At 65.1% G+C, this 22,290-nt stretch carries 24 protein-coding genes and 1 pseudogene; 13 read left to right on the top strand and 12 right to left on the bottom strand.

Going from position 1 to position 22,290, the window contains the following annotated elements; all coding sequences use genetic code 11:
- Positions 1-59: 59 nt before the first annotated feature.
- Positions 60-1,430 (bottom strand): annotated as a pseudogene (locus tag KBY85_RS00645) (NAD(P)/FAD-dependent oxidoreductase).
- A gap of 81 nt (positions 1,431-1,511) precedes the next feature.
- Here KBY85_RS00645 and KBY85_RS00640 point away from each other — a divergent pair.
- Positions 1,512-1,766 (top strand): Nif11-like leader peptide family natural product precursor, encoded by a 255-nt coding sequence (locus KBY85_RS00640; protein ID WP_254936568.1) that lies wholly within the window; start codon positions 1,512-1,514, stop codon positions 1,764-1,766.
- A gap of 11 nt (positions 1,767-1,777) precedes the next feature.
- Here KBY85_RS00640 and KBY85_RS00635 read toward each other — a convergent pair whose 3' ends face one another.
- Genes KBY85_RS00635 through hemL form a run of 6 tightly spaced genes read right to left on the bottom strand, consistent with a single transcriptional unit; the run spans position 1,778 to position 7,581 of the window.
- Positions 1,778-2,506, bottom strand: a complete 729-nt coding sequence (locus KBY85_RS00635) for an ABC transporter ATP-binding protein (RefSeq protein ID WP_254959664.1) — start codon at positions 2,504-2,506, stop codon at positions 1,778-1,780.
- Complete coding sequence (locus tag KBY85_RS00630) at positions 2,503-3,267, bottom strand: ABC transporter ATP-binding protein (RefSeq protein WP_254959663.1); 765 nt, start codon at positions 3,265-3,267, stop codon at positions 2,503-2,505. Before KBY85_RS00630 ends, KBY85_RS00635 begins: the two co-directional genes overlap by 4 nt.
- A complete protein-coding gene (locus tag KBY85_RS00625; RefSeq protein WP_254959662.1) occupies positions 3,264-4,172 on the bottom strand; it encodes a branched-chain amino acid ABC transporter permease in 909 nt (302 codons plus the stop codon). Before KBY85_RS00625 ends, KBY85_RS00630 begins: the two co-directional genes overlap by 4 nt.
- 5 nt (positions 4,173-4,177) lie before the next feature.
- The gene (locus KBY85_RS00620; protein WP_254959661.1) at positions 4,178-5,110 is read right to left on the bottom strand and encodes a branched-chain amino acid ABC transporter permease; all 933 of its coding nucleotides are present in this window, start codon (positions 5,108-5,110) and stop codon (positions 4,178-4,180) included.
- A gap of 9 nt (positions 5,111-5,119) precedes the next feature.
- Positions 5,120-6,331, bottom strand: a complete 1,212-nt coding sequence (locus tag KBY85_RS00615) for an ABC transporter substrate-binding protein (protein WP_254959660.1) — start codon at positions 6,329-6,331, stop codon at positions 5,120-5,122.
- A gap of 11 nt (positions 6,332-6,342) precedes the next feature.
- Entirely contained in the window at positions 6,343-7,581 is a 1,239-nt protein-coding gene (hemL, locus tag KBY85_RS00610; RefSeq protein ID WP_254959753.1) for a glutamate-1-semialdehyde 2,1-aminomutase, read from the bottom strand.
- A gap of 177 nt (positions 7,582-7,758) precedes the next feature.
- Between hemL and KBY85_RS00605 the strand changes: the two genes are divergently transcribed.
- Positions 7,759-9,240 (top strand): FAD-linked oxidase C-terminal domain-containing protein, encoded by a 1,482-nt coding sequence (locus KBY85_RS00605; protein ID WP_254959659.1) that lies wholly within the window; start codon positions 7,759-7,761, stop codon positions 9,238-9,240.
- A 19-nt stretch (positions 9,241-9,259) separates the two neighbouring features.
- Here the strand turns inward: KBY85_RS00605 and xth are convergent, their stop codons facing one another.
- Positions 9,260-10,078, bottom strand: coding sequence for an exodeoxyribonuclease III (xth, locus tag KBY85_RS00600; RefSeq protein ID WP_254959658.1), 819 nt, complete (start codon positions 10,076-10,078; stop codon positions 9,260-9,262).
- An 88-nt stretch (positions 10,079-10,166) separates the two neighbouring features.
- Between xth and KBY85_RS00595 the strand changes: the two genes are divergently transcribed.
- On the top strand, positions 10,167-10,613 hold the full coding sequence (locus KBY85_RS00595; RefSeq protein ID WP_254959657.1) for a hypothetical protein: 447 nt from the start codon (positions 10,167-10,169) through the stop codon (positions 10,611-10,613).
- Here KBY85_RS00595 and KBY85_RS00590 read toward each other — a convergent pair.
- Positions 10,543-11,382 carry a tetratricopeptide repeat protein gene (locus KBY85_RS00590; RefSeq protein ID WP_254959656.1) on the bottom strand — a complete coding sequence of 280 codons (840 nt, stop codon included), beginning with the start codon at positions 11,380-11,382 and terminating at the stop codon, positions 10,543-10,545. The two genes, KBY85_RS00595 and KBY85_RS00590, sit on opposite strands and share 71 nt — an antisense overlap.
- A 72-nt stretch (positions 11,383-11,454) precedes the next feature.
- Here KBY85_RS00590 and KBY85_RS00585 point away from each other — a divergent pair, with 72 nt between their 5' ends.
- The 5 genes from KBY85_RS00585 to KBY85_RS00565 are packed head-to-tail and all read left to right on the top strand — an operon-like array spanning position 11,455 to position 16,056.
- Positions 11,455-12,165: a hypothetical protein gene (locus KBY85_RS00585; protein WP_254959655.1), complete on the top strand. Its 711-nt coding sequence runs from the start codon at positions 11,455-11,457 to the stop codon at positions 12,163-12,165.
- Positions 12,162-12,806 (top strand): hypothetical protein, encoded by a 645-nt coding sequence (locus KBY85_RS00580; protein ID WP_254959654.1) that lies wholly within the window; start codon positions 12,162-12,164, stop codon positions 12,804-12,806. The genes KBY85_RS00585 and KBY85_RS00580 overlap by 4 nt, the downstream gene beginning before the upstream one ends.
- A 4-nt stretch (positions 12,807-12,810) precedes the next feature.
- Positions 12,811-14,037: a nickel pincer cofactor biosynthesis protein LarC gene (gene larC / locus KBY85_RS00575; protein ID WP_254959653.1), complete on the top strand. Its 1,227-nt coding sequence runs from the start codon at positions 12,811-12,813 to the stop codon at positions 14,035-14,037.
- A gap of 17 nt (positions 14,038-14,054) precedes the next feature.
- The gene (locus KBY85_RS00570) at positions 14,055-15,053 is read left to right on the top strand and encodes a UPF0104 family protein (protein ID WP_254959652.1); all 999 of its coding nucleotides are present in this window, start codon (positions 14,055-14,057) and stop codon (positions 15,051-15,053) included.
- 4 nt (positions 15,054-15,057) lie between these two features.
- Positions 15,058-16,056 (top strand): hypothetical protein, encoded by a 999-nt coding sequence (locus KBY85_RS00565; protein WP_254959651.1) that lies wholly within the window; start codon positions 15,058-15,060, stop codon positions 16,054-16,056.
- Here KBY85_RS00565 and KBY85_RS00560 read toward each other — a convergent pair.
- The 3 genes from KBY85_RS00560 to KBY85_RS00550 are packed head-to-tail and all read right to left on the bottom strand — an operon-like array spanning position 16,039 to position 18,167.
- A complete protein-coding gene (locus tag KBY85_RS00560; RefSeq protein ID WP_254959650.1) occupies positions 16,039-17,103 on the bottom strand; it encodes a methyltransferase domain-containing protein in 1,065 nt (354 codons plus the stop codon). The two genes, KBY85_RS00565 and KBY85_RS00560, sit on opposite strands and share 18 nt — an antisense overlap.
- A gap of 28 nt (positions 17,104-17,131) precedes the next feature.
- Positions 17,132-17,623, bottom strand: coding sequence for a hypothetical protein (locus KBY85_RS00555; protein WP_254959649.1), 492 nt, complete (start codon positions 17,621-17,623; stop codon positions 17,132-17,134).
- Between the two features lies 1 nt (position 17,624).
- Positions 17,625-18,167 (bottom strand): hypothetical protein, encoded by a 543-nt coding sequence (locus KBY85_RS00550; RefSeq protein WP_254959648.1) that lies wholly within the window; start codon positions 18,165-18,167, stop codon positions 17,625-17,627.
- Between the two features lie 127 nt (positions 18,168-18,294).
- On the opposite strand from KBY85_RS00550, the gene KBY85_RS00545 reads away from it, so the two are divergent.
- The 5 genes from KBY85_RS00545 (at position 18,295) to KBY85_RS00525 (ending at position 22,285) form a co-directional block, all read left to right on the top strand.
- Positions 18,295-18,783: a Fur family transcriptional regulator gene (locus KBY85_RS00545; RefSeq protein ID WP_396121787.1), complete on the top strand. Its 489-nt coding sequence runs from the start codon at positions 18,295-18,297 to the stop codon at positions 18,781-18,783.
- A 127-nt stretch (positions 18,784-18,910) separates the two neighbouring features.
- Positions 18,911-19,306 carry a DUF1622 domain-containing protein gene (locus tag KBY85_RS00540; protein ID WP_254942528.1) on the top strand — a complete coding sequence of 132 codons (396 nt, stop codon included), beginning with the start codon at positions 18,911-18,913 and terminating at the stop codon, positions 19,304-19,306.
- Positions 19,303-19,683: a YidH family protein gene (locus KBY85_RS00535; protein WP_254959647.1), complete on the top strand. Its 381-nt coding sequence runs from the start codon at positions 19,303-19,305 to the stop codon at positions 19,681-19,683. The genes KBY85_RS00540 and KBY85_RS00535 overlap by 4 nt, the downstream gene beginning before the upstream one ends.
- A gap of 49 nt (positions 19,684-19,732) precedes the next feature.
- Complete coding sequence (locus tag KBY85_RS00530) at positions 19,733-20,593, top strand: bile acid:sodium symporter (protein ID WP_254959646.1); 861 nt, start codon at positions 19,733-19,735, stop codon at positions 20,591-20,593.
- Positions 20,594-20,782: 189 nt separating this feature from the next.
- Positions 20,783-22,285 carry an arylsulfatase gene (locus tag KBY85_RS00525; RefSeq protein ID WP_254959645.1) on the top strand — a complete coding sequence of 501 codons (1,503 nt, stop codon included), beginning with the start codon at positions 20,783-20,785 and terminating at the stop codon, positions 22,283-22,285.
- Positions 22,286-22,290: the final 5 nt, after the last annotated feature.

Below are 22,290 nucleotides of genomic sequence, written 5' to 3'. Positions count from 1 at the left end.
GGCTATTGTGAGTGTCTTGCTGATCAGTCGTTACACCCTGCAGTCTGAACAGCAGAAGGTCAGGTAGTGGTTGTCGGCTGTACCAGTCCCACCTCCACATTCAGGTGCTGATTCGGACGACCGGTGATCAGCATCGAGGCCCGCTGACGGGTGGCGATCGCCCACAACCATTTGGTGAGCAGGGTCAACCGATTTTCATTGGCGGGCATGAACATCAAGTGGGCCAGGCCCCAGAGGATCCAGCCCGGCAGGCCACTCACCTTGAGGCCGCGGAGGTCGGCGACGGCATGGAGTGGACCGACCACCGCCATGGTGCCGAAATCGTTGAACTGGAAGGCTTTGTGGGCTCGGCCTTGAATTTTTGCCACTATGTCGGCCGCCACCCAGCCGCCCATTTGCACGGCTGGCCCTGCCATGCCGGCCAGGGGTTTGCCATCGCTGGTGTGGCTATATGAGCAGAGGTCGCCGATGACGCGGATCTCTGGATGGCCTGGAATCGAGAAGTCGGGCTCCACCACCACCCGTCCGCCCCGGTCGACGGTGCAACCGCTGGCATCGGCCAGCACCTGGCCTAGAGGGGAGGCCTTCACGCCGGCGGTCCAGCAGATGGTGGCGGCTTCCAGGGTGCGGGCACCTTCGCTGGTGTTAACAACCACTTTCTCCGCTTCGATTGTCTGAACCCGCCCACCTAGCAGTAGCTCTACCCCTGCGGACTGCAGATAGCTGCCGGCGGCGGCCGAGAGGCTCGGATCCATCGCCCGCAGCACTCGATCGCCCGGGTCCACCAAGGTGACCTTGCACAGGCGGGGATCGAGCTGCTTGAAGTCGCGGCCGAGGGCATGGGCCATCAGCTCCATCAGGGAGCCGGAGAGTTCGCAACCCGAAGGTCCGCCACCCACGACGACGACCGATTGCAGAAAGGCCCGCCGCGCCGGATCGGGGGTCTGTTCGGCCTCCTCAAGGGCCAGCAGCACCCGCCGGCGGATCTCATCGGCGTGCTCGAGAATCTTCATCGGTGGCGCTGCTTCGCACCATTCGTCGTGGCCGAAGTAACTGCTACCGGAGCCGGCCGCCAGGATCAGGTGGTCGTAGGCCAGCTGCCGGTCGTTGAACACGATCTGCTTCGCCTGGGTGTCGATCTCTTCCACTTCACCCAATAAGACCTGCACATTGGGTGCCTGCCCCACCAGCTGCCGCAGGGGTGAGGCCACATCCCCCTACGCAACCAGCCCTGTTGCTACCTGATAAAGGAGGGGTTGGAACAGGCTGAAGTTGCGTTTATCGATCAGGGTGACGCGCACCGGCTTGCCAATCAGGGCATGGCAGGCCTTGAGTCCGGCGAAGCCCCCGCCAACCACCACCACGTGGGGCAGGCTTTTGAGACTGCTATCTGGTGGATCGAGCTCAAGGAAGAAGCGTTCGCGGGCCATTGCTGCCTTGACACTCGCCTCAACGTATCGAGCTCGCCATGGTTTGGCCTGCTAGTAGTAGCTCTGGTTACTGAGTCAGTCATGTCTGTTGCGTCTATCCAGGCCTTTGTGGCCCGTGTTGCTGGTGATGCCGCCCTCCGCGACAAGCTGCATGCCGCTGCCGGGGTAGACGACATCGTGGCCATGGCGGCTGAGCATGGACATGCCATCGATAAGACAGTGTTGCTGCGCGAGCACGCCAAGGCCTTGGGCAGCGCCAAGGACCACGAGCTAGCGGCAATCAACAGCTGGGGCGATGCCCTAATGCATTGCTTTGGAGCTACCGAGAACGATTGAGCTGCAGCTGCTCAGTTCTCCCCCAGATAGGAAGCCTGGAGGCTGTTGTCGGCCAGGAGTTGTTCTGAGCTGCCGCCGGCGCTGATGCTGCCCGCCTCCAGCACTAGGCCACGATCGGCAATGGTCAGGGCGGCCTGGGCGTTTTGCTCTACAAGCAGAATCGTCAGCCCGTCTCGGTGCAGCTGGGACAGAGCGGCCATCACCTCGGCTACGAGCCGGGGCGCTAATCCCAGACTCGGCTCATCCAGCATCAACAGGGTGGGCCTGGCCATCAGGGAGCGGCTGATGGCGAGCATCTGCTGCTCTCCTCCGGAGAGGGAGCCGGCCAGCTGGCTGCGGCGCTCGGCCAGGCGGGGAAATAAGGCGTAGCAGCGCTCCAGATCTGTGGCGATAGCGGCTTTGTCCCGGCGCAACCAGGCGCCCAGGGCCAGGTTGTCGGCTACCGACTGGCGGCTGAGCACGCGCCGGCCCTCCGGGCAGTGGCTGATGCCCAACTTCACGGTGCGCTCGGTGCGCAGGCGATTGATCAAGCCGCCATGCCAGAGGATTTCGCCGCCGACGGGGTGAATCAGGCCGGAGATGGCCCGCAGGGTGGTGCTTTTACCGGCGCCATTGGCCCCTAGCAGGGTCACCAACTCGCCAGCTTGCACCCTCAGATTGATGCCATGCAGGGCCGTGATGCTGCCGTAGCGCACCACCAGGTTGCGCAGCTCGAGCAGGGGCGCTTGGGGGCCGTTCATGCGCCACCGCCCAGATAGGCCTCGATCACCGCCGGGTCGCGCCGCACCTGGTCGGGGCTGCCCAGGGCGATGCGTTGGCCGAAGTTGAGCACCACCAGCCGGTCGCACAGGCCCAACATCAAGGGCACATGGTGCTCAATGATCAGCACCGTCAGCTTGAACTGGTCCCGGATGCGCCGAATCAGCTCCCGCAGCTCATCTTTCTCTGAGGGGTTCATGCCAGCGGCCGGCTCATCGAGCAGCAGGAGCTGGGGACGGCTGGCCAGGGCCCGGGCCATCTCCAGCCGGCGCCGGTCTCCATAGGAGAGGCTGGCGGCGTCTTGGTGGGCAGTGGCTTCCAGTTGAAATAGGTCAAGCAGCGCTAGAGCCTGTTGCTGCAGCTGGGATTCGCGGCGGCGAAAGGACTGGGTTTGCAGCAGGGCTGCAAGGGGCGGCTGACGGGCGTGCTGATGCATTCCCACAAGCACATTTTCAAGGCAGCTCATGCTGCTGAATAGCCGCAGATTCTGGAAGGTGCGAGCGATGCCGAGGCGGGCAATGCGGTGGCTGCTGAGCCCATCAAGGCTTGCCCCTCGCCAGCGCACGGTGCCGCTGCTGGGGGCGGTGAGGCCAGAAATCACGTTGAAAAGGGTGGTCTTGCCGGCACCGTTGGGGCCGAGCAGGCCAAAAATCTCGCCCTGCTTCACCTCAAGATCGACACCCTGCAGGGCCCGCAGGCCACCAAAGCGCACCCCCACATCCTCAAGCTGGAGCAGGGTCATTGCTTTACCCCCTGCGCTGCTGCCGTGGGGATGCCTCGTATTCGCGGCTTGAACGACTTGAACAGCTCCGGGGTGATCACTCCCTGGGGAAAGAACAGGGGACCCACCAGAATCACGGCGCCAAACACGATTAGGCGCAGGTCGCCGACCGGGCGCAGCAGCTCTGGTAGGGCGGTGAGCAGCAGCCCGCCAAACACCGGCCCCAGCCAGGTGCGCGAGCCGCCGAACACCACAAACGCCAGGGTGGTGATGCTGGCGTCGAAGTTGCCCAGCTTGGCGTTCCAGGAGTTGAGGAAGTGGGCCGCAACCACGCCGGTGATTCCAGCCACCAGGGCACTCAGTACAAAAGCGAGCAGTTTGGTGTCGGCGGTGTTGATGCCCTGGCTGGCGGCGGCCAGTTCGTCGTCGCGGATGGCGGCCATGGCCCGGCCGGGCCGGGTCTTTTCGAGCCGGTCGCATAGCCAGCAGATCAGGGCCAACAGCGCCAGGGTGAAGGCGGCGTAGCCAGCGGCGCTATTGAAGGGCTGGGGGATGCCGAAGATGCCCAGGGCTCCGCCAGTGAATTCCAGGTTGAGGGTGACAACCCGCAGAATCTCGACCAGGGCGATCGTGGCGATGGCTAGGTAGATGCCCCGCAGCCGCAGCACCACCCTGCCCAGGCCCAGGGCCAGCACGCCTGTGAGCAGGGCCGCTAGCGCCATCTCCAGCAAAACTGAAGTGACTGGGTAGGTGCTGCCGCTGCCGGCTAGGGCGGGGACCCGCGTTGATAGCAGGGCTGCCACCGTGCCGCCGATGGCGAAGAAGCCCGGAGTGGCGAGGGAGAGCTGGCCGCAGCGCAGGGGCAGGTACACCGACAGGCCCAGTAGGGCCCCCAGCAGCATTTGTTCGAGCAGGCCGGCGTCCATGCTGATCAAACCTTGTTTGCCTGGGGTCGGCCCAGCAGACCCTGGGGCCTGATCAACAGCACCAGGAACAGGAAGCCAAAGGAGACCGCATCTTTGTAGCCCGATAGATCAGCGGGCACGCAGGCCTCGGCCAGGCCGATGATCAAGCCGCCAAGCACGGCCCCAGGCACGCTGCCGAGCCCGCCCAGCACCAGTACTCCCAGCCCCTTAAGCCCGTAGCCAATGCCGAAGTAAGGCCCGGCGATGCTGATGCTTAACCCCACCAGGCCGCCGGCCATGCCGGCCAGGAAGCCGCTGATGCCAAAGGCGATCTGGATCACGCGAGCGCTGTTGATGCCGAGCAGCTGGGCGGTGACCGGGTCTTCGGAAACGGCTTGCAGCGCCTTGCCGCTGCGGCTGCCGTTTATCCAGATCGAAAGGGCTGCCAGCAGCAGGCCGGAGATGGCCAGCAGCATCACCTGCACGGTGCGCACCTTGGCGCCGGCGATGCTCAGCGCCGCCGGCAGGGAGCCAAGGGTGCCCACAGGAATCGAATAGCTCTCGGCTCCCACCAGCAGCTGGATCAGGTTCACCAAAATCACACCGGCCCCAAGGCTGGTGATCAGGGCCAGCAGGGGATCCGAGCCTCGATCGCGCAGGGGGCGGAAGGCGATGCGCTCCACCACTAGGGCCACTGCGGCTGCGGCTATGCCCGCCAGTGGCAGAGCCAGCCAGAAGGGCAGGGCAAAGGGGAACTGCAGGCCGGCCAATAAACCATTAGCACCCACCGCGCCACCAATCAGCAGATAGGTGAAGTAGGCCCCCATGGTGAAGATCGCCCCGTGGGCGAAGTTAATCACCCCCAGTACTGAAAACACCAAGGTGTAGCCAAGGGCAAACAGGGCGTATACAGCTCCTACCGAAAGCCCGTTGAACAGCAGTTGCAGCAGGCCTTCCATGCCGCTTCCCTACGGCAGCAGGCTAAAGCGTCCGCTTTTGCCCCCAGCATTCATGCGCACCTGGGCGACAAAGAAGTTTTTCTGAATCACCTCGCCCTCGGGCGTGAAGCGGATTTCACCGAGGGGGGTTTGGTAGGTGCCGCCGAGGATTTCAGCCATCAAGGCCCGGCGGGCCTGGCTGACGCTGAGGCCCTTGAGCGGTTGGCTGCGATCGAGGCGAGCGAGCGCTTCGCCGATCACCTGCATGGCGGTGTAGGCCTGGGCGGTGAGCTGGGGTGGGATCGGGCTGACCTTGGGATTGCGGGCCTGGGCTGCAGCGAAGGCGGCATTAAAGCGCTGGTTGGCGGGCGTGGCCAGCTCCGGGCTGTAGGCCTGGGCGATCAAGATGCCGTCGCAATACTTCTGGCAGATCGGGTAGATGTTTGGCGTGTTCATGCCATTGCCCACCACGATCGCGCCGCGGTAGCCGAGCTCCCGCAACTGGCGGATCAGGTTGCCGCCATCCATCGCCTGCAGCGACAGCACCACCAGATCAGGCTTCTGATTCAGGGCGGCGGTGATCTGGCTTTGGAAGTCTTGGTCGTTGAGCTGGGTGCGTTGCACCGTGACTGGCTTGAGTCCCTTGGCTGTGAGGGCCTGCTGGAAGATCACCGTCTCTGCGGTGCTGTATGCGTCGTCTTGGGCGTAAAAAACCGCTGCCCGGCGGATGCCCGGGTTGAGTTGCAGGGCCTTGGCAATCGAGAGCGGCGCGATCACCGAGCTTTGGGCTGATACCCGGCTAATGAAATAGCCGATCTCCGGAATGCCGGTAGCGGTATTAGAAGGAGCCACCAAGGGCACGCCCCGGCGCTGGGCGATCGGACCGGCAGAAAATGATTGCTGGGAGAGGGTGGGGCCAATCAGGGCAAGTATGCCCCGGTTGATCTGCAAGGAGACGGCAGCGTTGGCACTGGGCTCCGCGCTGCCCCCGTCTTCGATGCTTAGGGATAGCGGTTTGCCGTTAACGCCGCCGGCGCCATTGAGGGCTGCCAGGGAGAGCTCGATGCCGATTTTCTGGTCTTGGCCGTAGACGTTGGCATTGCCGGTGAGTGCCAATACGGCCCCAACGGGAACGCCCTTGCTCAGATTGACTGGACCCTGATCCTCTGAGCCCTGGCAGGCGCTGAGTGCTGCCGCAGCAGAGAGCAGGGCGGCCAGGCTGGAGGCAAGACGACGCTTCATGGGAGCCAGGGTCAAGCCACCGCTGCGAAGCATGCGCGGAAGGCCGCGATGGTGGCATCGATGTCTGCGTCGGAGTGGGCCAGGGAGGTGAAGCCCGCCTCGAAGGCGCTTGGGGCCAGGTAGACGCCGCGCTCGAGCATGGCGCGATGCAGTTTGCCGAAACGCACGGTGTCAGACGCCTTGGCATCCTCGAAGTTGCGCACCGGGCCATCGCAGAGGAAGAAACCAAACATGGCGCTGATCGAGCCGCCGCAGATTGGCAGACCGGCGCTGCGGGCAGCATCAAGGATACCGGCGACCAACCGCTTGGTGATTACCTCTAGGCGCTCGTAGGTGCCGGGCTGCTGCAGCAGCTGCAGGGTCTTGATGCCGGCGGTCATCGCCAGTGGATTGCCGCTGAGGGTGCCGGCTTGATACATGGGGCCGGCTGGGGCCACCATCGACATGATGTCGGCTCTGCCGCCGTAGGCCCCCACGGGCAGGCCGCCACCGATCACCTTGCCCATGGTGGTGAGGTCGGGGGTAATGCCGAATTTGGCCTGGGCGCCGCCGTAGCTGATGCGGAAGCCGGTCATCACCTCGTCAAATACCAGCAGGGCGCCGTTCTCCTTGGTGAGCTCGCGGATGCCCTCGAGGAAGCCAGGCTCGGGGGTGATGAAGCCCGCATTGCCCACCACAGGCTCAAGAATCAAGCCGGCGATTTCACCGGGGTTCTCGGCGAAGAGCTGCTTGACGGCTTCCAGATCGTTGTAGGGGGCGGTGAGGGTGCTGGCGGCGGTGCTGCGCGGCACGCCAGGGGAATCGGGCAAGCCCAGGGTGGCCACCCCGGAGCCGGCCTTCACCAAAAACATGTCGGCGTGGCCGTGATAGCAGCCCTCGAACTTGATGATCTTTTCGCGGCCGGTGAAGGCGCGCATCAGGCGCAGCACCGACATGCAGGCCTCGGTGCCGCTGTTGACGAAGCGCACCATCTCTACCGAAGGCACGGCTGCAATCACCATCTCGGCGAGGGTGTTTTCCAGGGCGCAGGGGGCGCCGAAGCTGGTTCCCTTGTCGAGGGCCTCATGCAGGGCTGCGATCACCTCGGGGTGGGCATGGCCGCAGATGGCCGGCCCCCAGCTGCCGATGTAATCGATGTAGCGATTGCCGTCCACGTCCCAGGCGTAGGCGCCCTTGACCCGGTCGAACACGATCGGCTGACCGCCGACCGACTTGAACGCCCGCACCGGGGAGCTGACGCCACCGGGCATCAAGCTCTGGGCAGCATTGAAGAGCTCCTGGGAGCGGCTGGTGTTGTGGGCAGAACCCGAGGCCGGAGCGGAGGTGGCAGCCGAGGTCAAAGCGGAACCCGCAGAGGGACAAAACCGTCAACCATCCTGACCCAAAACAGACCCCTGGTGCTTGCTCGGTAAATTGAGCCTCTTGCGATGGGTCATCTGGGCATCAATTGGCCAGAGATGGAGCGGCAGTTACGCCAGTTCCTGCCACTCCGCGCCGTGGTGTCGGCGCGCCAGGAATTGCTTTCCTACGACTGCGATGGCCTCACCCTCAGCCGGCACCAGCCGCCTCTAGTGGTGCTGCCTGAGACGACTGCCCAGGTGGCTGCCGCGGTGAAGCTCTGCCATCAAAAAGGAGTGCCGTTTGTGGCCCGGGGCAGCGGCACCGGCCTCTCCGGCGGCGCCGTGGCTGAGATCGAGGCCCTGGTGATCGCCACCAGCCGCATGCGCCAGGTGCTGGCCATAGACCTGGAAAACCAGCGCATCACGGTGCAGCCCGGTGTGATCAACAGCTGGGTGACGCGGGCGGTGGCCGGCGATGGCTTTTATTACGCCCCAGATCCCTCCAGCCAGGTGGCCTGCAGCATCGGCGGCAACGTGGCCGAAAATTCCGGTGGTGTGCACTGCCTCAAATACGGCGTGACCAGCAACCACGTGCTGGGTCTGGAGGTGGTGCTGCCAGATGGCAGCACCACCTGCCTGGGCAGCGAGCTCGACGAAACCCCTGAACTCGATTTACGGGGCGCCTTTATCGGCAGTGAGGGCACCTTGGGTATCGCTACGGCGATCACCCTGAGGCTGCTACGGGCGCCCCAGAGCGTGGCCGTGCTGCTAGCTGACTTCACCAGCATGGAAGCGGCCGGCGAGGCGGTGCGTCAGGTGACTGCCGCCGGCTTGCTGCCTGCTGGCATGGAAATGATGGATCGCCTCACGATCGAGGCGGTGAACGACTACTTCGGCGTTGATGAATACCCCCGCGATGCGGCGGCACTGCTGTTGATCGAGCTGGATGGTCAGGAGGGGGAGGTGGCAGCGGCGGTGCAGCTCGCCACCCAGCTCTGCTCCCAGGCGGGCGCCCGCACCGTGCGCCAGGCCACTGATGCCCAGGAGCGCGCCCTGCTGTGGAAAGGGCGCAAATCGGCCGTATCAGCCTTGGGTCGCCGCTTCCCCAGCTACTACCTCCAGGATGGCGTAGTGCCCCGCAGTGCCCTGCCCCGGGTGCTGGCGGCGATTGAGCAGCTCAGCGCCAGCTACGGCTTGCCGGTGGCCAATGTTTTTCATGCCGGTGACGGCAACCTGCACCCCTTGATCCTTTACTCGGCCCAGGAGCCCGGCATCGAGGAGCGGGTGAAGGCCCTGGGCGCAGACATTCTGCGGCTGTGTGTGGATGAGGGGGGCAGCATCAGCGGCGAGCACGGCGTGGGTAGCGATAAGCGCTGCTACCTCGACTGGATGTACGGCCCCGATGACCTGGCCACGATGCAGCTGGTGCGCCGGGCCTTCGATCCGCTGAATATTGCTAATCCCGGCAAGATCTTCCCCACCCCAAGTAGTTGCGGCGAATCGGCTCGCAGGGTGGCGGTGTTGCAGGCCCAGGGCCAGGCGCTGCCCGATGAAGCGGTGGTGTTCTGAACGGGCTCAGCTCCAGTTCTTAGTTCCAGTTGTCGGTTTCAGGCGGCCACACCAGATTCACCACCACTGGGGCGTGGTCGCTGGGCTGCTCATTGCCGCGGGTGGCCTTGTGGATCACGCAGCTGGTGGCGCAGGCGAGCAGTTGTTCGCAGAGGTAGATGTGGTCGATACGCCAGCCCCGGTCCCGGTCCCAGGCGCCGGTGCGGTAGTCCCACCAGCTCCAGTGCCCGGCCTCTGGCTCGAACACCCGAAACACGTCTGTGAGCCGCTCGCCCAGCAGCAGCTGCAGGCCTGAGCGCTCCGCCGCGCTGGCCATGATGCCGCCGCTGAGTCGCTCCGGATCGTGGATGTCGCGGGCCTCGGGGCCGATGTTGAAGTCGCCCACCATGCAGAGGGGATCTCCCTGGCGCTCCTGCTCCTCCAGGTAGCGCCGCAGGCAGGCCAACCACTCAAGCTTGTAGGCGTACTTTTCGCTCTTGAGCGAGCTGCCGTTGGGTAAGTAGAGATTCAGCACCCGGATGCCGTCGATCAGGGCGCTGATCACCCGTTTCTGCTCGCTGAGACCGACCGCTTCTTGCTCGGCGGGCAGCAGGGCCTCAAAGCCGATCTGCACGTCCTCGAGGGGCAGCAGGCTGAGGATGGCGACGCCGTTGTAGGCCTTCTGGCCGCTGATGGCCACCGCGTAGCCAAGGGCCTCAAAGGCTTCACGCGGAAACAGCACATCGGTCACCTTGGTTTCCTGCAGGCACAGCACATCGGGGCGTTCCTGTTGCAGCCAGGCCAGCACCTGCTCGAGGCGGGTGCGCACCGAGTTGACGTTCCAGGTGGCGATCTTCATAGGTAGGGGGTCAGCAGGGAGGCGGCCGAAACCCACCCTGGGGAACGCACCTAGGATGGGGCTCGGAGAGTATCGGAGTGCATAACCCATGGCCGCTGATAGTTCGCCGCTGTCCAGCACCCGTTCTGCCAGTGCACTGGGAAGCAAGGCCCTGGGATGCAATTCCCTGGGCTACTTCGGCGCATCGGTTGCTTTGGCCGCGGCTGTTGCTTCGGTACTTGGAGTTGCTTCTGTAGTTGGAGTCGCTTCGGTAGCTGGAGTTGGAGCGGCCAGGGCCCAGGAAAAGGGCTACGGCCAAACGATCAGCAGCCCCCAGCAGGAGCGGGAGCTCGATTACGGCACCGGAACCAATCGAGGTGGTTCGGCGCTCGATTCCGCCAACCCAATCGACTTGATGAACAAGCTGCGCAAGGCCACCTCCATGGATAACGCCACCAACCCTGGCGATGCGGTGGACGCGGCCCTCAGGGATTTCCACTCTCCGCCTGCAGCGCCGGCGTCGGCTGCCCCGGCGGCAACGGTGAAGGGTCCCTGAGCGGCGCCAATCCCCAGGCGGCGGCAACCTGATCCAGGCGCGGGTCGCTTGGGCCAGGTTTACGGGAGCGTGCTAACGCCAGCGACTCCTGGGCCCCTTTGATATCGCCGCGCTCCTGCTGCAGCATCGCCCGCGCCAGCAGGGGGCGTTGGTCGGTGGGGAATTCTGCGGCCAATTTGAGCAGCACGGACTCGGCCTGGCCCGCTTGACCTCGCTTCTGCAGCAGGTTGGCAAGCAGCAGGCCGATCGGCAGGGCCTCCGGTTTCAGCTGGGGTTTGCTAGCCCTCTGCAGCGCCGCCTCCAGCTGGCTCTGGGCCTGGTCTCCACGCCCCATTTCCAGTTGCAGCAGGGCCATCAGCTGCAGGCCCTCGATCTGGTCGGGCCGCAGGTTGAGCAGTTGGCGCACCTCCCGCTCAGCGCCGCTGCGGTCCTGCTGGTCGCGGCGCAGCTCGGCCAGCAGCAGCCGCAGCGACCACTGCTGGGGTTGCTGGTCGGCTAGGCGCTCCAGCAGCGCTGTGGCCTCCGCTTTGCGATCCAGAGCTACCAGTAGCTCCAGCAGCCGCTGCTGTTCGGCCTGGCTGGCCTCGCCCTGGTTGAGCCGCTGCTGCAGGGAGGAGGCCTGACGCTCCAGGGCCGTGCGGGAGGGATCGGATCCAGCCGAACCGGCCTGTAGCTGTCCCAGCCACCAGCCAGCGGCGATGCACAGCGCTCCTGCCCCCGCAATGGCGAGCCCAGTCCAGATCCCGGAACGGTTGGGAGCGGCGGGCATTTGCAAGCGGCCAGCGATGGGCTGCCAGTCTGCCCTTTGTGCCTTTGCCCTGGGGCACTTAAAGTTCAGCCCATGCGCCAACACCCGATTTCTCCGGTAACCGAACCCACGCAATACCGGGCCATTGGCGTGGTGCGTGGTGTTTATGTGCCCACCGATGCTGAGCAGCTCACCCGGGGGGTGATCCGCACGGCTGATGGCACCGAGCTGGAGGCCGTGGTGCTGGGCCGGCTGCTCACTTTGATGCGCCGCCACCTCAACCTCGAAGAGCCCCATCTCTGGGTGGTTTACCCCCGCTCGAGGGAGGAGGAGGGGTTGCACCTGCAGATGGTGGGTGTGTGGGAGCCCAGCACCCTGGCCGCGGCTGAGGAAGCTGAATTACCTGTTGCCGAAAGTCCTGCTGCGGATAGCCCTGAAGACGCCCTGCCAGAGGGAGACGATTACTTCTCGGTGCGCGGTGAATTGATTTACACCCGCCCTGAAACCGGCGATCTGGTGGTGAAGGTGCGGGTGATGCCCCGCCCGGATGGCAGCCGCCCCGTGCCCTTCAAGCTGCAGCTGAAGGGTGATGTGCCCCTCGAGCATTTGCGCCACTTCGTGGCGCTCAACCTGCGCCGCCAGGCCCAGCAGCTGCAGCTGGAGAGCTTTGAAGTGATCGGCCCTGTGGCCCAGCGGGGTAACCGGGGCGGCAAGGGGCGCCGCGATGGTGCTGCAAGCAAGGGTGGTAAGGGAGGCAAGGCACGGCCGGCGGCGGCTGGTCAGGGCGGCCCGCGCCGGCCATGAACCAACCCCTGGCGGCTGGCCTGGCCGTGGGCTTGATCAGCTTGGCGGCGATTCTTGGCCCCGCCCTAGGCCTTTCGCCCTGGATTGTGACCCTGATAGCGGGCCTGGGCTTGGGCGGCCTCACCTTGGATGCGGCCCGCTTCGGTGGCCGCGGCGGCCATGTGCTGGCCGAAGCCCTGCCAGGGGGCCGCGCCCGCCTGCGGCGGATTGCGATTCATGAGGCGGGTCACCTTCTGGTGGCGCGTCAGGAGGAGATGGCGGTGCGTCAGGTGCTGGTGGGTTCCCTGGCCTGCCTGCGGGCCGGCCTCAACACCAGCGGCAGCACCGAACTGGAGCCGCCGGCCCATGCCAAGTTGCCGGCCGAGGAGCTGCGGCGCTGGAGCCGGGTATTGCAGGCGGGCATGGTGGCCGAGCAGCTCATCTACGGCCAGAGCGTGGGCGGCACGGACGACCGGGCCCTGCTGGGGAGGCTCTGGGGCCTCTCCGGCCAAGACGTTGACACCGCCCAGCGGGAACAGCGCCGGGCCCGCCGGGAGGTGGAGGCCCAGTTGCGCGCCAGTCAACAGCAATTACAGAGCGAGGCCGATGCCTTGCTGGCTCTAGCGCCAAGGCTGGGACGCCCCCTGGCTGGGGAGGCCTGAGGCGGTGCTGGCGCTGCTGGATGCGCCCACGGGCCTAGCCGGCAACATGCTTTTGTCAGCCCTGCTGGATCTGGGGCTACCGCAGGCGGAGATCCATGGCCCCCTGGCCGCCCTCGGCCTGGCCGGGACCTACCGCTTGGAGCTTGAAGAGCGCCGCAGCGGTGGCCTGCGCGGCCTGCATTTGGAGGTGGTGAGCCTGGAGCGCCAGCCGGCCCATCGGCTCTGGGGCGATCTGCGCCGGCAGCTGCAAGCTGCCCCTTGGCCCGAGCCCTTGCGGCAGCGGGTGCTGGAGGTGTTTGGCCTGCTGGCGGCGGCGGAGGCGGCGGTGCACGGCCACAGCCCCGAGCAGGTGCACTTCCACGAGGTGGGCGCCCTCGATGCCCTGGTGGATGTGGTGGGGGTGTGCGCCGGGCTGCTGCACTTCGGGGTGGAGCAACTGGTGTGCAGCCCGCCGCCGGCGGGTCATGGCCTGGTGGCAACGGCCCACGGCACCCTGCCCCTGCCGGCGCCTGCCGTATTGGAGCTGGCCCGCTTGCGGGCGATTCCCCTGGCCTCAGCCGAGGGCTTCCCCCCCGGTGAACTCACCACCCCCACCGGTCTGGCATTAGCGGCCTGCTGGGCGACGCGCTTTGGCCATGCACCCACCCACGTGCCTAAGCGGGTGGGCGTGGGGCTGGGCTCCCGCAGCCTGGATCGCCCCAACCTGCTGCGACTCACCCTGGCCGATTGCGGCGGCTCCGATCCTGCCCAGCTCGAAACCGTGCAGCAAGAAACCGTGCTGGTGCAGCAGGCCCAGATCGATGACGCCACGGCGGAGGATCTGGCTTTTCTGGCTGAGGAGCTGCGCCAGGCCGGGGCCCTGGAGGTGTTCAGCCAGGCGATCGCCATGAAGAAAGGACGCACCGCCCAGCTGCTTACGGCCCTTGTCGCCCCCGAGCAGGCCGAGAGGTTGCGCCGGGTGTGGTGGCGGCAGAGCACCACCCTGGGCTTGCGCGAACATTCCCAGACCCGCTGGGTGCTGCCGCGCCGCAGCCTGGAGCTGGCCACTCCCTTGGGGCCCGTGCGGCTCAAGCAGGCCCAGCTTCCCGACGGCCGCTGGCGCAGCAAGCCTGAACACGACGATCTGGCAGCTCTTGCGCGCCAGCACACACTGGGGATCGATCAGGTGCGGTTGGTTGTGCAGCAGGCCCTCGAGGCCCAGCCTGACGCCAACTTGCCCAGCGAGCCCTAAGCCAACCAGCCCCAAGCATGCCGACTTTTGCCCAAGCCCTGCTTCAGCGCTGCCGCCGCGGGCTGACTCGTTTGGCCGCCTGGTGGGAGGGCTTGCCGCCCCTGCCCGGCGGCTTGAAGCTGTGGATCAGCTTGCTGAGTTTCGGTTTTCTGCTGGCGGCCCTAGTGGGCCACGGGCGCCAGCTGCTGCAGCTCAGCCTCGATCGCCAGGGCTGGCTGTGGTTGCTGCTGGGGGTGGGCGTGAGTTTGCTGAGCCTGGTGGCCAACGGCCTGGCCTTCGGCGTGGTGTTGCGCTGGCTCGGGCTGCGCCCCCGCTGGGGCGAGCTGGTGCGGGTCTACCTCGATACCAACCTGCGCAAATTCCTGCCCGGTGGCATCTGGCACCTCACCAGTCGCGTGCAGCTGTTGCGCAGCGCTGAGGCCCCCTTGGCGGCCCCGGCCCCGGGCGCTCTGGCCCTGGTGGCGGTGCTGCTGGACCCCTTGGTGGCGGCGGTGGCGGCCCTGGCGCTGATGTCTGCGGGCGGCTGGCAACAGGGCCTGGCTTTGTTGGGGTTGTTGCCCTTGGCCTTGCTCTGGCCCAGTTGGCTTAACCCCCTGCTCAGTCGCCTGGAGCGCCGCAAGGTCTCGGCGCTGGGCATGGACATCGAGGCGGCCGCCACTGCGCCGATTCGCTCCTATCCCTGGCCGCCGCTGCTGGTGCAGTTTGGATTTGTGCTGCTGCGCTTTGGCGGCTTCGCCTGCTGCGTGCACGCCTTCGACCTCTCCTACAGCCTCAGCTGGGGCGGCTGGCTGGCGGGCTTCGCCCTGGCCTGGACCTCTGGGCTGGTGGTGCCCGGCGCCCCCGGAGGCCTGGGCGTGTTCGAGTCGGTGCTGCTGCTGCGCCTCGGCTTCGCCATCCCCGAGGCGCCGCTGCTGGCGATTGCGATCAGCTACCGGCTGGTTGTGACCATCGCCGATCTGCTGGCGGCGCTCACGGCCAGGCTGGATCGGCCGCGGCAGTCCCAGTTGTCGGCCTAGGGAGATGGGCTTGCTGCTGGATGGATCTTTGGTAGAGCCGGTGGCCCGGGGCCTGCTGGGATCTATCTCCTGCAGCGGCGGCCCGACCGTGGAGCAGCGGCGTCTACTGCAGGCACTGCTCAACCACCTTTGGGAGCGCCCAGACCTGCGCGTTTCAGCGCTGGAGCCGATCGCTCCCGAAGAACTGGCGGCAGCGCTGAATGATCTGCCGACGCGGCGGGTGGCCCATCTGCTGCAGATGACCCTCGAGTTTTGCCGACATCCGCAGACGGATGCTCAGCTCGCGCTGGGCTGGGCCTATGCCGAGGCGTTGGGGGTGAGCAGCGCGGTCCTGGAGGTGAGCCGTGATTGGTTGCGCCAGGGGGTCGACCAGGCGGCGGCGGATGTGGGCAGGATCTTCACGACCTTCCTGCCCTTGCGGAGTGAGCCCGGTCTGGCGGATCCGCTGGCTTCTGGTGACCAGCCAGAACCGGCGCTGGTGGCGCGGATTGAGGGCTTCGCCCAGCTCCCGGAGGCCAGCCTGGGTCGGGCGTTGCTCGTTTATTACGACCGCTTCGGTTTCCCCCTGCCCGGGCGGGATGCCTGCGCCCTCAATCACCTCTACCTGGCCCACGACATGACCCACGTGATTGCGGGGATTGCGGCGACCAGTGCCGGCGAGATCGCCCTCAGCGCTTTTCAGTGGGCGATGCAGGACAACCCCATCAATGAGAGTGCCCTACTGGCATCTTTGGTGACCCACGAAGCGGGCTTTGTGAGCGCCAATCCCACCCTGGCGCCCGATCACTCCAGCCTGGACAGCCCTTCGGCGGCCTATCTGCTGGCTTCAGAACTCAAGCGTGGCAGTGCCTGCAGCGCCGATTTCTCCCTGGTGGACCATTTCGCCCTGGCCCCCTTGCCGTTATCGGAGGTGCGGCAGCAGTTCAACGTGTGCCGGCCCCATCGGCGCAGCTCGGTGGATCACCTGTTCTGGGAGGACGAGGCGTCAGCAGCAGCTTCCTGAGTCCACCACGCCTGTGGTTTCTTTGGTTGCGGCGACGCCCGTGAAGGGCAGGCTGCTGCCGCAGCCGGGGAACAGGCCGAAGTGGCGGCTGAAGTCGCCGATGAACGTGAAATGGGGCGCAAACCGGGTGGCCTGCAGCATCCGGAAGCTGTTGCCGCACACCGGAAACACCCGGCCGGTTTCGATGGCGTGGTGGCCATCGAGGTCGAAGCGGTAGGGGTGATGGGGGATGGTGCCTCGGTAGATCACGGCCTGGCCGTGGTCTTCGCAGGCATCTTCCAGCTCGGCGATGTGGAACAGGCGGTAGGTGGCGGCATAGAAGCGGGCCTCGCCCACCAGCGGCGCCAGGGCTGGCTCAGTGATCTGGAGCTCGCGGTCGCTCACCAGCCGTGGGTCGGGGAAGCCGGCGCCCTTGGCGAGGCGCAGGAAGTCGTTCCAGTAGAGCGCTCCGCCCAGGCATTCGCCGTAGAGCACCGGATCGCGCCGAACCGCTTCAGGTAGGCGCCGATCGACGTACACATCGGAGAAGTACATCTCTCCGCCCGGCTTGAGCAGCCGTTTCACCCCCTGCAGCACCGCCGCTTTGTTTGTGGAGAGGTTGAGAACGCAGTTGCTCACCACCACATCGAAACTGCCGGGCTCCAGGGGCAGCGCCTCGAGGGCTTCGATCGTGCCTTCCTGAAACGACACGTTGGCGTAGCCGAACTGCTCGGCATGGAAGGCCAAGTGCTCGCGGGCCACCGCCAGCTGCTCCGCCGTCATGTCGACCCCCACCACCGAGCCGCTGGGGCCCACCAGCTGGGCCAGGGCGTAGACGTCCCGGCCCGTGCCGCAGCCCAGATCGAGGATGCGGCAGCCCTCCAGCAGGGGCGGGCACACCAGGCCGCAGCCGTAGTAGCGCGCCAGCACATCGGGGTGGATCCGGGCCAGCAGCGGCCGCAGCCAAGCCGGCACCGCGTCGGCATCGCAGCAGGCGCTGGTTTTGAGGTCGGCCGTGCCGGTGAGCTCCTGGCCGTAATAGGCCTGGACGGCGGCTTGGGTGGGCATGGCAGCTCGCGGCCTGCTGTAGATGGGTTCAGTTTGCCTTCGGCGCCTCGGCGGCGGTGCAAGCCCGATCCAGGGCCTGCAGGTAGCTATCCAGCCGTTCGCGTGCCATTAGGCGTGTCTCCGCCTCCCGCGGCCATTGGTCGGGGCGATAGAGCAGCTGCAGCTCGCGGCGATCCCGACGCCCCAGCTGGTGAAGTAGGGCATCGCTGCCCAGCAGGGGGGTGCCGCGCTGGCATAGCGACTGCACCGCATGCCAGCCCTCGTGCAGCCGGGCTTCCAGCTGGTTACCCCTGGGGCAGACCACCACCTCGCGCTGGCCGCGCACGTACAACCCAAAGAGCTGGGGCTCGGCGCAGCGGGGATGCTCCCGGCGGATCACGAACCCCCGCTGCTCAAAGGCGGCGATGGCCTCCTGCAGCTTTTCGCCCCTGGCGTTGGCCCCCAGGGGCTGCAGGAGCACCACTCCCAGCAGGGCGGCGCGGAATATCCCTGTACCCAGACTCCACCTTCGGCACGACATCTCAGTAGGTGTCGACCCGCATCGGCTTCAGCTGCCAGCTCGCCTCTCCCGGCACGAGCTTGTAGCTGATCTGCCGGGTGCCCCCAGTGGGCTTGGCATTGCTATCGCCAGGGCGGTAAATCGGGAATCGGCGGGCCAGGTTGAGCTCCACCACCGCGAATTCATCGTGGCCCTGGTAGCCCTGGGCCGCCTGCCCGCTGAGCTCCGGCATGTGAATCGTGGAGAGTGAGCGCCGCCCCTTGTTCAGGGCCCAACCCTCCACCGAGCCGTAGCTGCCACTGCCGGCACTGGTGATGAATACATACACCTCGGGCAGTCCGTTGGCATCGAGGTCGGCCCCCTCCACACCGCTGACGCTGCCGAGAATCTCCTGCCGAATCGGGGCAATGGCCTGGGGGGTGCCGCTGGTAGCGATGGTGAGTTGGCGCACCGAGCCCTTCCCCTTGCTGCTCACTGTGAAGGTGACTCCTTGAAGGGAGGCCCGGGTCGGGTTGGCGGGTGCGGCCAGTGCTCCACCGAGCAGGCGCGGATGGGAGTGGGTCATGGCAGGGGCATGAATTCCCTGCAGTGTTGGTGACCCGCTGCGGCCTGTCATTCCTTGTGGGGCGTCAGGATCAGATTTGGCACCTCTTCGCAACTGCACCTATTGTTGAGAAGCCCGGGATCCCGCTGTGACCGCCCGACTCAGCCCTGGAGCCCAGCCCCCCGCTGCAACCCTTCCCGCCGGTGGAGATGGCCTGCGCTCCAGCCTGCACGATCGCGGCCAGAGGCTGACGCCCCAGCGCCAGCGGGTGTTGGCCTTATTTGAGCGCATTGGTGAAGGCAGCCACCTGGGCGCTGAAGAGGTGCACCAGCGCCTGCTGCGCAGCGAGGAGCGGGTGTCGCTCGCCACCGTGTATCGCACTCTGCGGCTGCTGAGCTCCATGGGGCTGCTGCAGGAGCTGGAGCTCCCAGAGGGTGGTCGCCGCTTTGAGTTGGCCAGTGACGCCCACCGCGACCATCACCATCTGGTGTGTGTGCGTTGCGGCCGCACTGAGGAATTTGAAAATTCAGCGGTGCTCCAGGCTGGCGAGCAGGCCGCGGGCGCCTATGGCTTCCGCTTGCTTGAGTGCGTGCTCAACGTCCGGGCCCTCTGCCCCAGCTGTGCGGCGGCTGAGTAGTCCCGCATACACATAAAGGCAATCCCTAAGCGCAGCGTTTTGCAAATGCGTCGGCACAGCTGACGGCAGCGGCAGTGCTCCTTAGCTTTGGGAAAGCGAATGCATCCATGCTTGCCAGCTGCCTTCGATGCCTAGCTCCGAGCCCAGCTTGTTGGTTGTTTTTGATCAGGGACTTGCCACGTTGGCCATGGCCCTGCGCAGCGTGCTTGAGGCCCTCTCCCTGGGCACGGTGCTGCTCGGTTTGTTGATCACCCTGGGCCAAGCCTGGCAGGGCTGGCGTGCCCGGCGGCGCGGCTCCACTGCTTTTCAGGCGGTGAGGCTCACCTTCGGCAGCTGGTTGGCGATGGCCCTGGAGTTTCAGCTCGGGGCAGACATCGTGGCCACCTCCACTTCCCCCACCGGCGCCCATCTGGTGCAATTGGGCGTGGTGGCCGTGATCCGCACCTTGCTCAATGTGTTCTTGGCCCGTGATTTGGAGGCTGAAGCATCCCATCAATCCCTGAGCCCGGAGGGGCGCCGATGAATCTCACCAACGAACTTGCCAAGCAACGCAACCGGGATGCGGCCGAACGCACCCTCATGGCCTGGATCCGCACCTGTCTCTCGCTGATCAGCTTTGGCTTCGGCTTAGACAAGATCGTGGGAGCAATTGATCGTGCCGCAGGTGGCCAAGGTGCCCAGGTGGAGTGGGGAGTGCAGCTAGTGGCGGCGGCCTTCACGATCACCGGGATTCTCGCCATGGCGGGAGCCACGGTCCAATACCGCAAAGAGCTGCGCCGTCTCCATCAAGACGACTACGTCTACCGAGACAAGCCCCAAATAGCTGCCGCTACAGCTGTGATGCTCACTTTGATCGGTGTGCTGGCACTGGGGCTGATTGCTGCCCGCGCCGGCAGCTAGGCCCTAGCCCGCTTGCTCCTTTTGATCTGCTGTTCCGCGCCTTGCTCCGATGGCTCAATCCCCGCCCCTGTTGGTTACTGCCACCCTGTTCGCGATCATGTTTGCCCTGGGGGTGGGCTTGCCCCTCGATGGCTTAGGTCGCTGGCAGCAGCACCGGGGTCTGCTGCTGCGTGGTCTCATCGGCACCTGCCTGCTCGTGCCTGTGGCAGCTGTGCTGTTGCTGTTGCTGCCGCCCACCATGGCCCTCTCCCAGCCGGCTCGATTTTCTATCGCCCTGATGGCTGTTTGCCCTAGTGCCCCCCTGCTGATGCGCAAGGCAGGCAAGCAAGGAGGGGATCGGATCCTGGCCGCCCTGCTCCAAGTGGCCGCAGCACTGGCGGCGATCATCACCATTCCCCTGCTGGCGAGCGGCTTCACCCGCATCTTTGGAGTTGAGGGTTGGCAGGTTCAGTCGCACCATGTAGCCGCGCAGGTGGCTCTGGTTCAGCTGCTCCCCCTGTTGCTGGGCTTGTTAGTGAGGCGCTTTGCGCCCAGCTGGGCAAGCCGACTAGAGACCCCCCTCGATCGCCTCGCTAATGGGCTGCTGCTGCTGCTCGTGTTGGTGGTGCTCGGGAAAACGGCGCCGCTTTTGGTTACCTATGTGGGCGCCAATCTGATTGCCCTGCCGGTTATGGCGGCTCTGGTGTTGATCAGCCTGGCTTTGGGCTATGGCCTCGCTAACCGAGAGCCCTGCCTGGGGGTCACCCTGGCATTAGTAACATCAATGCGTAACCCGGGTCTTGCGTTGTTGCTGGCTGGCATTTATGCCCCGGAAATGCCAGCCGTCAAACTTGGAATTCTGGTGTATCTATTGATAACTGTGCTGCTATCGATTCCATTTCTGAGATGGCAGCGCAGTCTTCAGTCCTGAAATATGTTGGACGGCAATCGAGCTGGCGGATTTGCCCCTGGTATTGATTTTTTGCGTTTACGCCAATATTTGCATTTGCGCAAATAAATACTGGTCTGAATATTTGGGTGTGAAGAAGTGCATAGCTTTCCAGCGATGTGCTGCAGGCAATCCATCCTTTAAGCAGGCGTATTCGTCTTCTTGCTTCCCATGCCAAACGGAAAACCCAACGTTCTCATCCTCTGGGGTGACGACATCGGTCAAAGCAATCTGAGTTGCTACAGCGATGGCTTGATGGGCTATCAGACCCCCAATATTGACCGCGTAGCCAAGGAGGGTGGTCGCTTCATCCACTACTACGCCGAACAGAGCTGCACCGCTGGTCGTGCGGCTTTCATCTCCGGCCAGAGCGTCTTCCGCACCGGTCTCAGCAAGGTGGGGTTGCCTGGCGCCGAAGCTGGCTTTAAAGCGGAAGATCCCACCATCGCTGAACTGCTCAAGCCCCAGGGCTATCGCACCGGCCAGTTTGGCAAAAACCACTTCGGCGATCGCGATGAGCATCTGCCGACCATGCATGGTTTTGACGAGTTTTTCGGCAACCTCTATCACCTCAACGCCGAGGAGGAGCCGGAGCTGCGCGACTATCCCAAGCCTGAGGATTTCCCGAACTTCAAGGAGCGCTTCGGCCCCCGCGGTGTTTTGCATTGCTGGGCAAATGGTGATGGCAGCCAACGGATTGAAAACACCGGCCCCCTAACCCGTAAGCGGATGGAGACGGCCGATGATGAATTCATGGCTGAGGCAAAGCGTTTCATTCGCGATGCCGTTGCCTCTGGCGAGCCCTTCTTCGTCTGGTTCAACACCACCCACATGCACTTCCGCACCTATGCGCGTGCCCAGGATGTGGGCCGCAGCGGTCGCTGGCAGTCGGAGTATCACGACGTGATGATCTATCACGACGAGTGCATTGGTGAAATGCTCAACCTGCTCGACGAGTTGGGTGTCACCGACGACACCATCGTGATGTACGGCACCGATAACGGTCCCCACATGAACAGCTGGCCTGATGCCGGCATGACACCCTTCCGCAGCGAGAAGAACACCAATTGGGAAGGGGCTTATCGGGTGCCGGCCCTAGTGCGCTGGCCGGGGCACATCGCTCCAGGCACAATCTTCTCGGGTATCTGTAGCCACCTCGACTGGCTGCCCACTATCCTTGCCGCGGCCGGTGAGCCTGAGATCAAGGAGAAGCTAAAAGCGGGCTATCAGGTCGGTAGCAAGACCTTCAAGGTGCACCTTGATGGTTACAACATGCTCGACTACTGGACCGGCCAGGCGGATAAGAGTCCCCGGGTTGAGTTCTTCTACTTCTCCGACGACGGTGACCTCACAGGCCTGCGTTACGACAACTGGAAGTTTGTGTTCATGGAGCAGCGCTGCCAGGGCACTTGCCAGATCTGGGCCGAACCGTTTACGGCTCTGCGGGTACCCAAGATCTTCAACCTGCTCACCGACCCCTATGAGCGCGCTGATGTGACATCAAACACCTATTGGGACTGGATGTTTGATCACATTTTCCTTCTGGTACCAGCCCAGACCTACGTGGCCCAGTTCCTCGCCACCTTCGCAGAATTCCCACCCCGCCAAAAGGCTGCCAGCTTCTCGCTGCAGCAGGTGATGGAGAAGATGGTGAATACTGTCGGCGGACCCTGATCCTG

This window comes from Cyanobium sp. BA5m-10, assembly GCF_024346255.1.
Classification (GTDB): Bacteria; Cyanobacteriota; Cyanobacteriia; order PCC-6307; family Cyanobiaceae; genus Cyanobium_A; species Cyanobium_A usitatum.
The sequence above is the reverse complement of the archived record's forward strand: the minus strand, read 5'-3'. Positions and strand labels throughout refer to the sequence as shown.

What these genes read in the sequence shown, in the direction of transcription:
- KBY85_RS00640 (WP_254936568.1), top strand. Translation starts at nt 1,512, where the DNA reads ATGTCTGTTGCGTCTATCCAGGCCTTTGTGGCCCGTGTTGCTGGTGAT.
- KBY85_RS00635 (WP_254959664.1), bottom strand. Translation starts at nt 2,506, where the DNA reads ATGAACGGCCCCCAAGCGCCCCTGCTCGAGCTGCGCAACCTGGTGGTG.
- KBY85_RS00630 (WP_254959663.1), bottom strand. Translation starts at nt 3,267, where the DNA reads ATGACCCTGCTCCAGCTTGAGGATGTGGGGGTGCGCTTTGGTGGCCTG.
- KBY85_RS00625 (WP_254959662.1), bottom strand. Translation starts at nt 4,172, where the DNA reads ATGGACGCCGGCCTGCTCGAACAAATGCTGCTGGGGGCCCTACTGGGC.
- KBY85_RS00620 (WP_254959661.1), bottom strand. Translation starts at nt 5,110, where the DNA reads ATGGAAGGCCTGCTGCAACTGCTGTTCAACGGGCTTTCGGTAGGAGCT.
- KBY85_RS00615 (WP_254959660.1), bottom strand. Translation starts at nt 6,331, where the DNA reads ATGAAGCGTCGTCTTGCCTCCAGCCTGGCCGCCCTGCTCTCTGCTGCG.
- hemL (WP_254959753.1), bottom strand. Translation starts at nt 7,581, where the DNA reads ATGCCCGGTGGCGTCAGCTCCCCGGTGCGGGCGTTCAAGTCGGTCGGC.
- KBY85_RS00605 (WP_254959659.1), top strand. Translation starts at nt 7,759, where the DNA reads ATGGGTCATCTGGGCATCAATTGGCCAGAGATGGAGCGGCAGTTACGC.
- xth (WP_254959658.1), bottom strand. Translation starts at nt 10,078, where the DNA reads ATGAAGATCGCCACCTGGAACGTCAACTCGGTGCGCACCCGCCTCGAG.
- KBY85_RS00595 (WP_254959657.1), top strand. Translation starts at nt 10,167, where the DNA reads ATGGCCGCTGATAGTTCGCCGCTGTCCAGCACCCGTTCTGCCAGTGCA.
- KBY85_RS00590 (WP_254959656.1), bottom strand. Translation starts at nt 11,382, where the DNA reads ATGCCCGCCGCTCCCAACCGTTCCGGGATCTGGACTGGGCTCGCCATT.
- KBY85_RS00585 (WP_254959655.1), top strand. Translation starts at nt 11,455, where the DNA reads ATGCGCCAACACCCGATTTCTCCGGTAACCGAACCCACGCAATACCGG.
- KBY85_RS00580 (WP_254959654.1), top strand. Translation starts at nt 12,162, where the DNA reads ATGAACCAACCCCTGGCGGCTGGCCTGGCCGTGGGCTTGATCAGCTTG.
- KBY85_RS00570 (WP_254959652.1), top strand. Translation starts at nt 14,055, where the DNA reads ATGCCGACTTTTGCCCAAGCCCTGCTTCAGCGCTGCCGCCGCGGGCTG.
- KBY85_RS00565 (WP_254959651.1), top strand. Translation starts at nt 15,058, where the DNA reads ATGGGCTTGCTGCTGGATGGATCTTTGGTAGAGCCGGTGGCCCGGGGC.
- KBY85_RS00560 (WP_254959650.1), bottom strand. Translation starts at nt 17,103, where the DNA reads ATGCCCACCCAAGCCGCCGTCCAGGCCTATTACGGCCAGGAGCTCACC.
- KBY85_RS00555 (WP_254959649.1), bottom strand. Translation starts at nt 17,623, where the DNA reads ATGTCGTGCCGAAGGTGGAGTCTGGGTACAGGGATATTCCGCGCCGCC.
- KBY85_RS00550 (WP_254959648.1), bottom strand. Translation starts at nt 18,167, where the DNA reads ATGACCCACTCCCATCCGCGCCTGCTCGGTGGAGCACTGGCCGCACCC.
- KBY85_RS00540 (WP_254942528.1), top strand. Translation starts at nt 18,911, where the DNA reads ATGCCTAGCTCCGAGCCCAGCTTGTTGGTTGTTTTTGATCAGGGACTT.
- KBY85_RS00535 (WP_254959647.1), top strand. Translation starts at nt 19,303, where the DNA reads ATGAATCTCACCAACGAACTTGCCAAGCAACGCAACCGGGATGCGGCC.
- KBY85_RS00530 (WP_254959646.1), top strand. Translation starts at nt 19,733, where the DNA reads ATGGCTCAATCCCCGCCCCTGTTGGTTACTGCCACCCTGTTCGCGATC.
- KBY85_RS00525 (WP_254959645.1), top strand. Translation starts at nt 20,783, where the DNA reads ATGCCAAACGGAAAACCCAACGTTCTCATCCTCTGGGGTGACGACATC.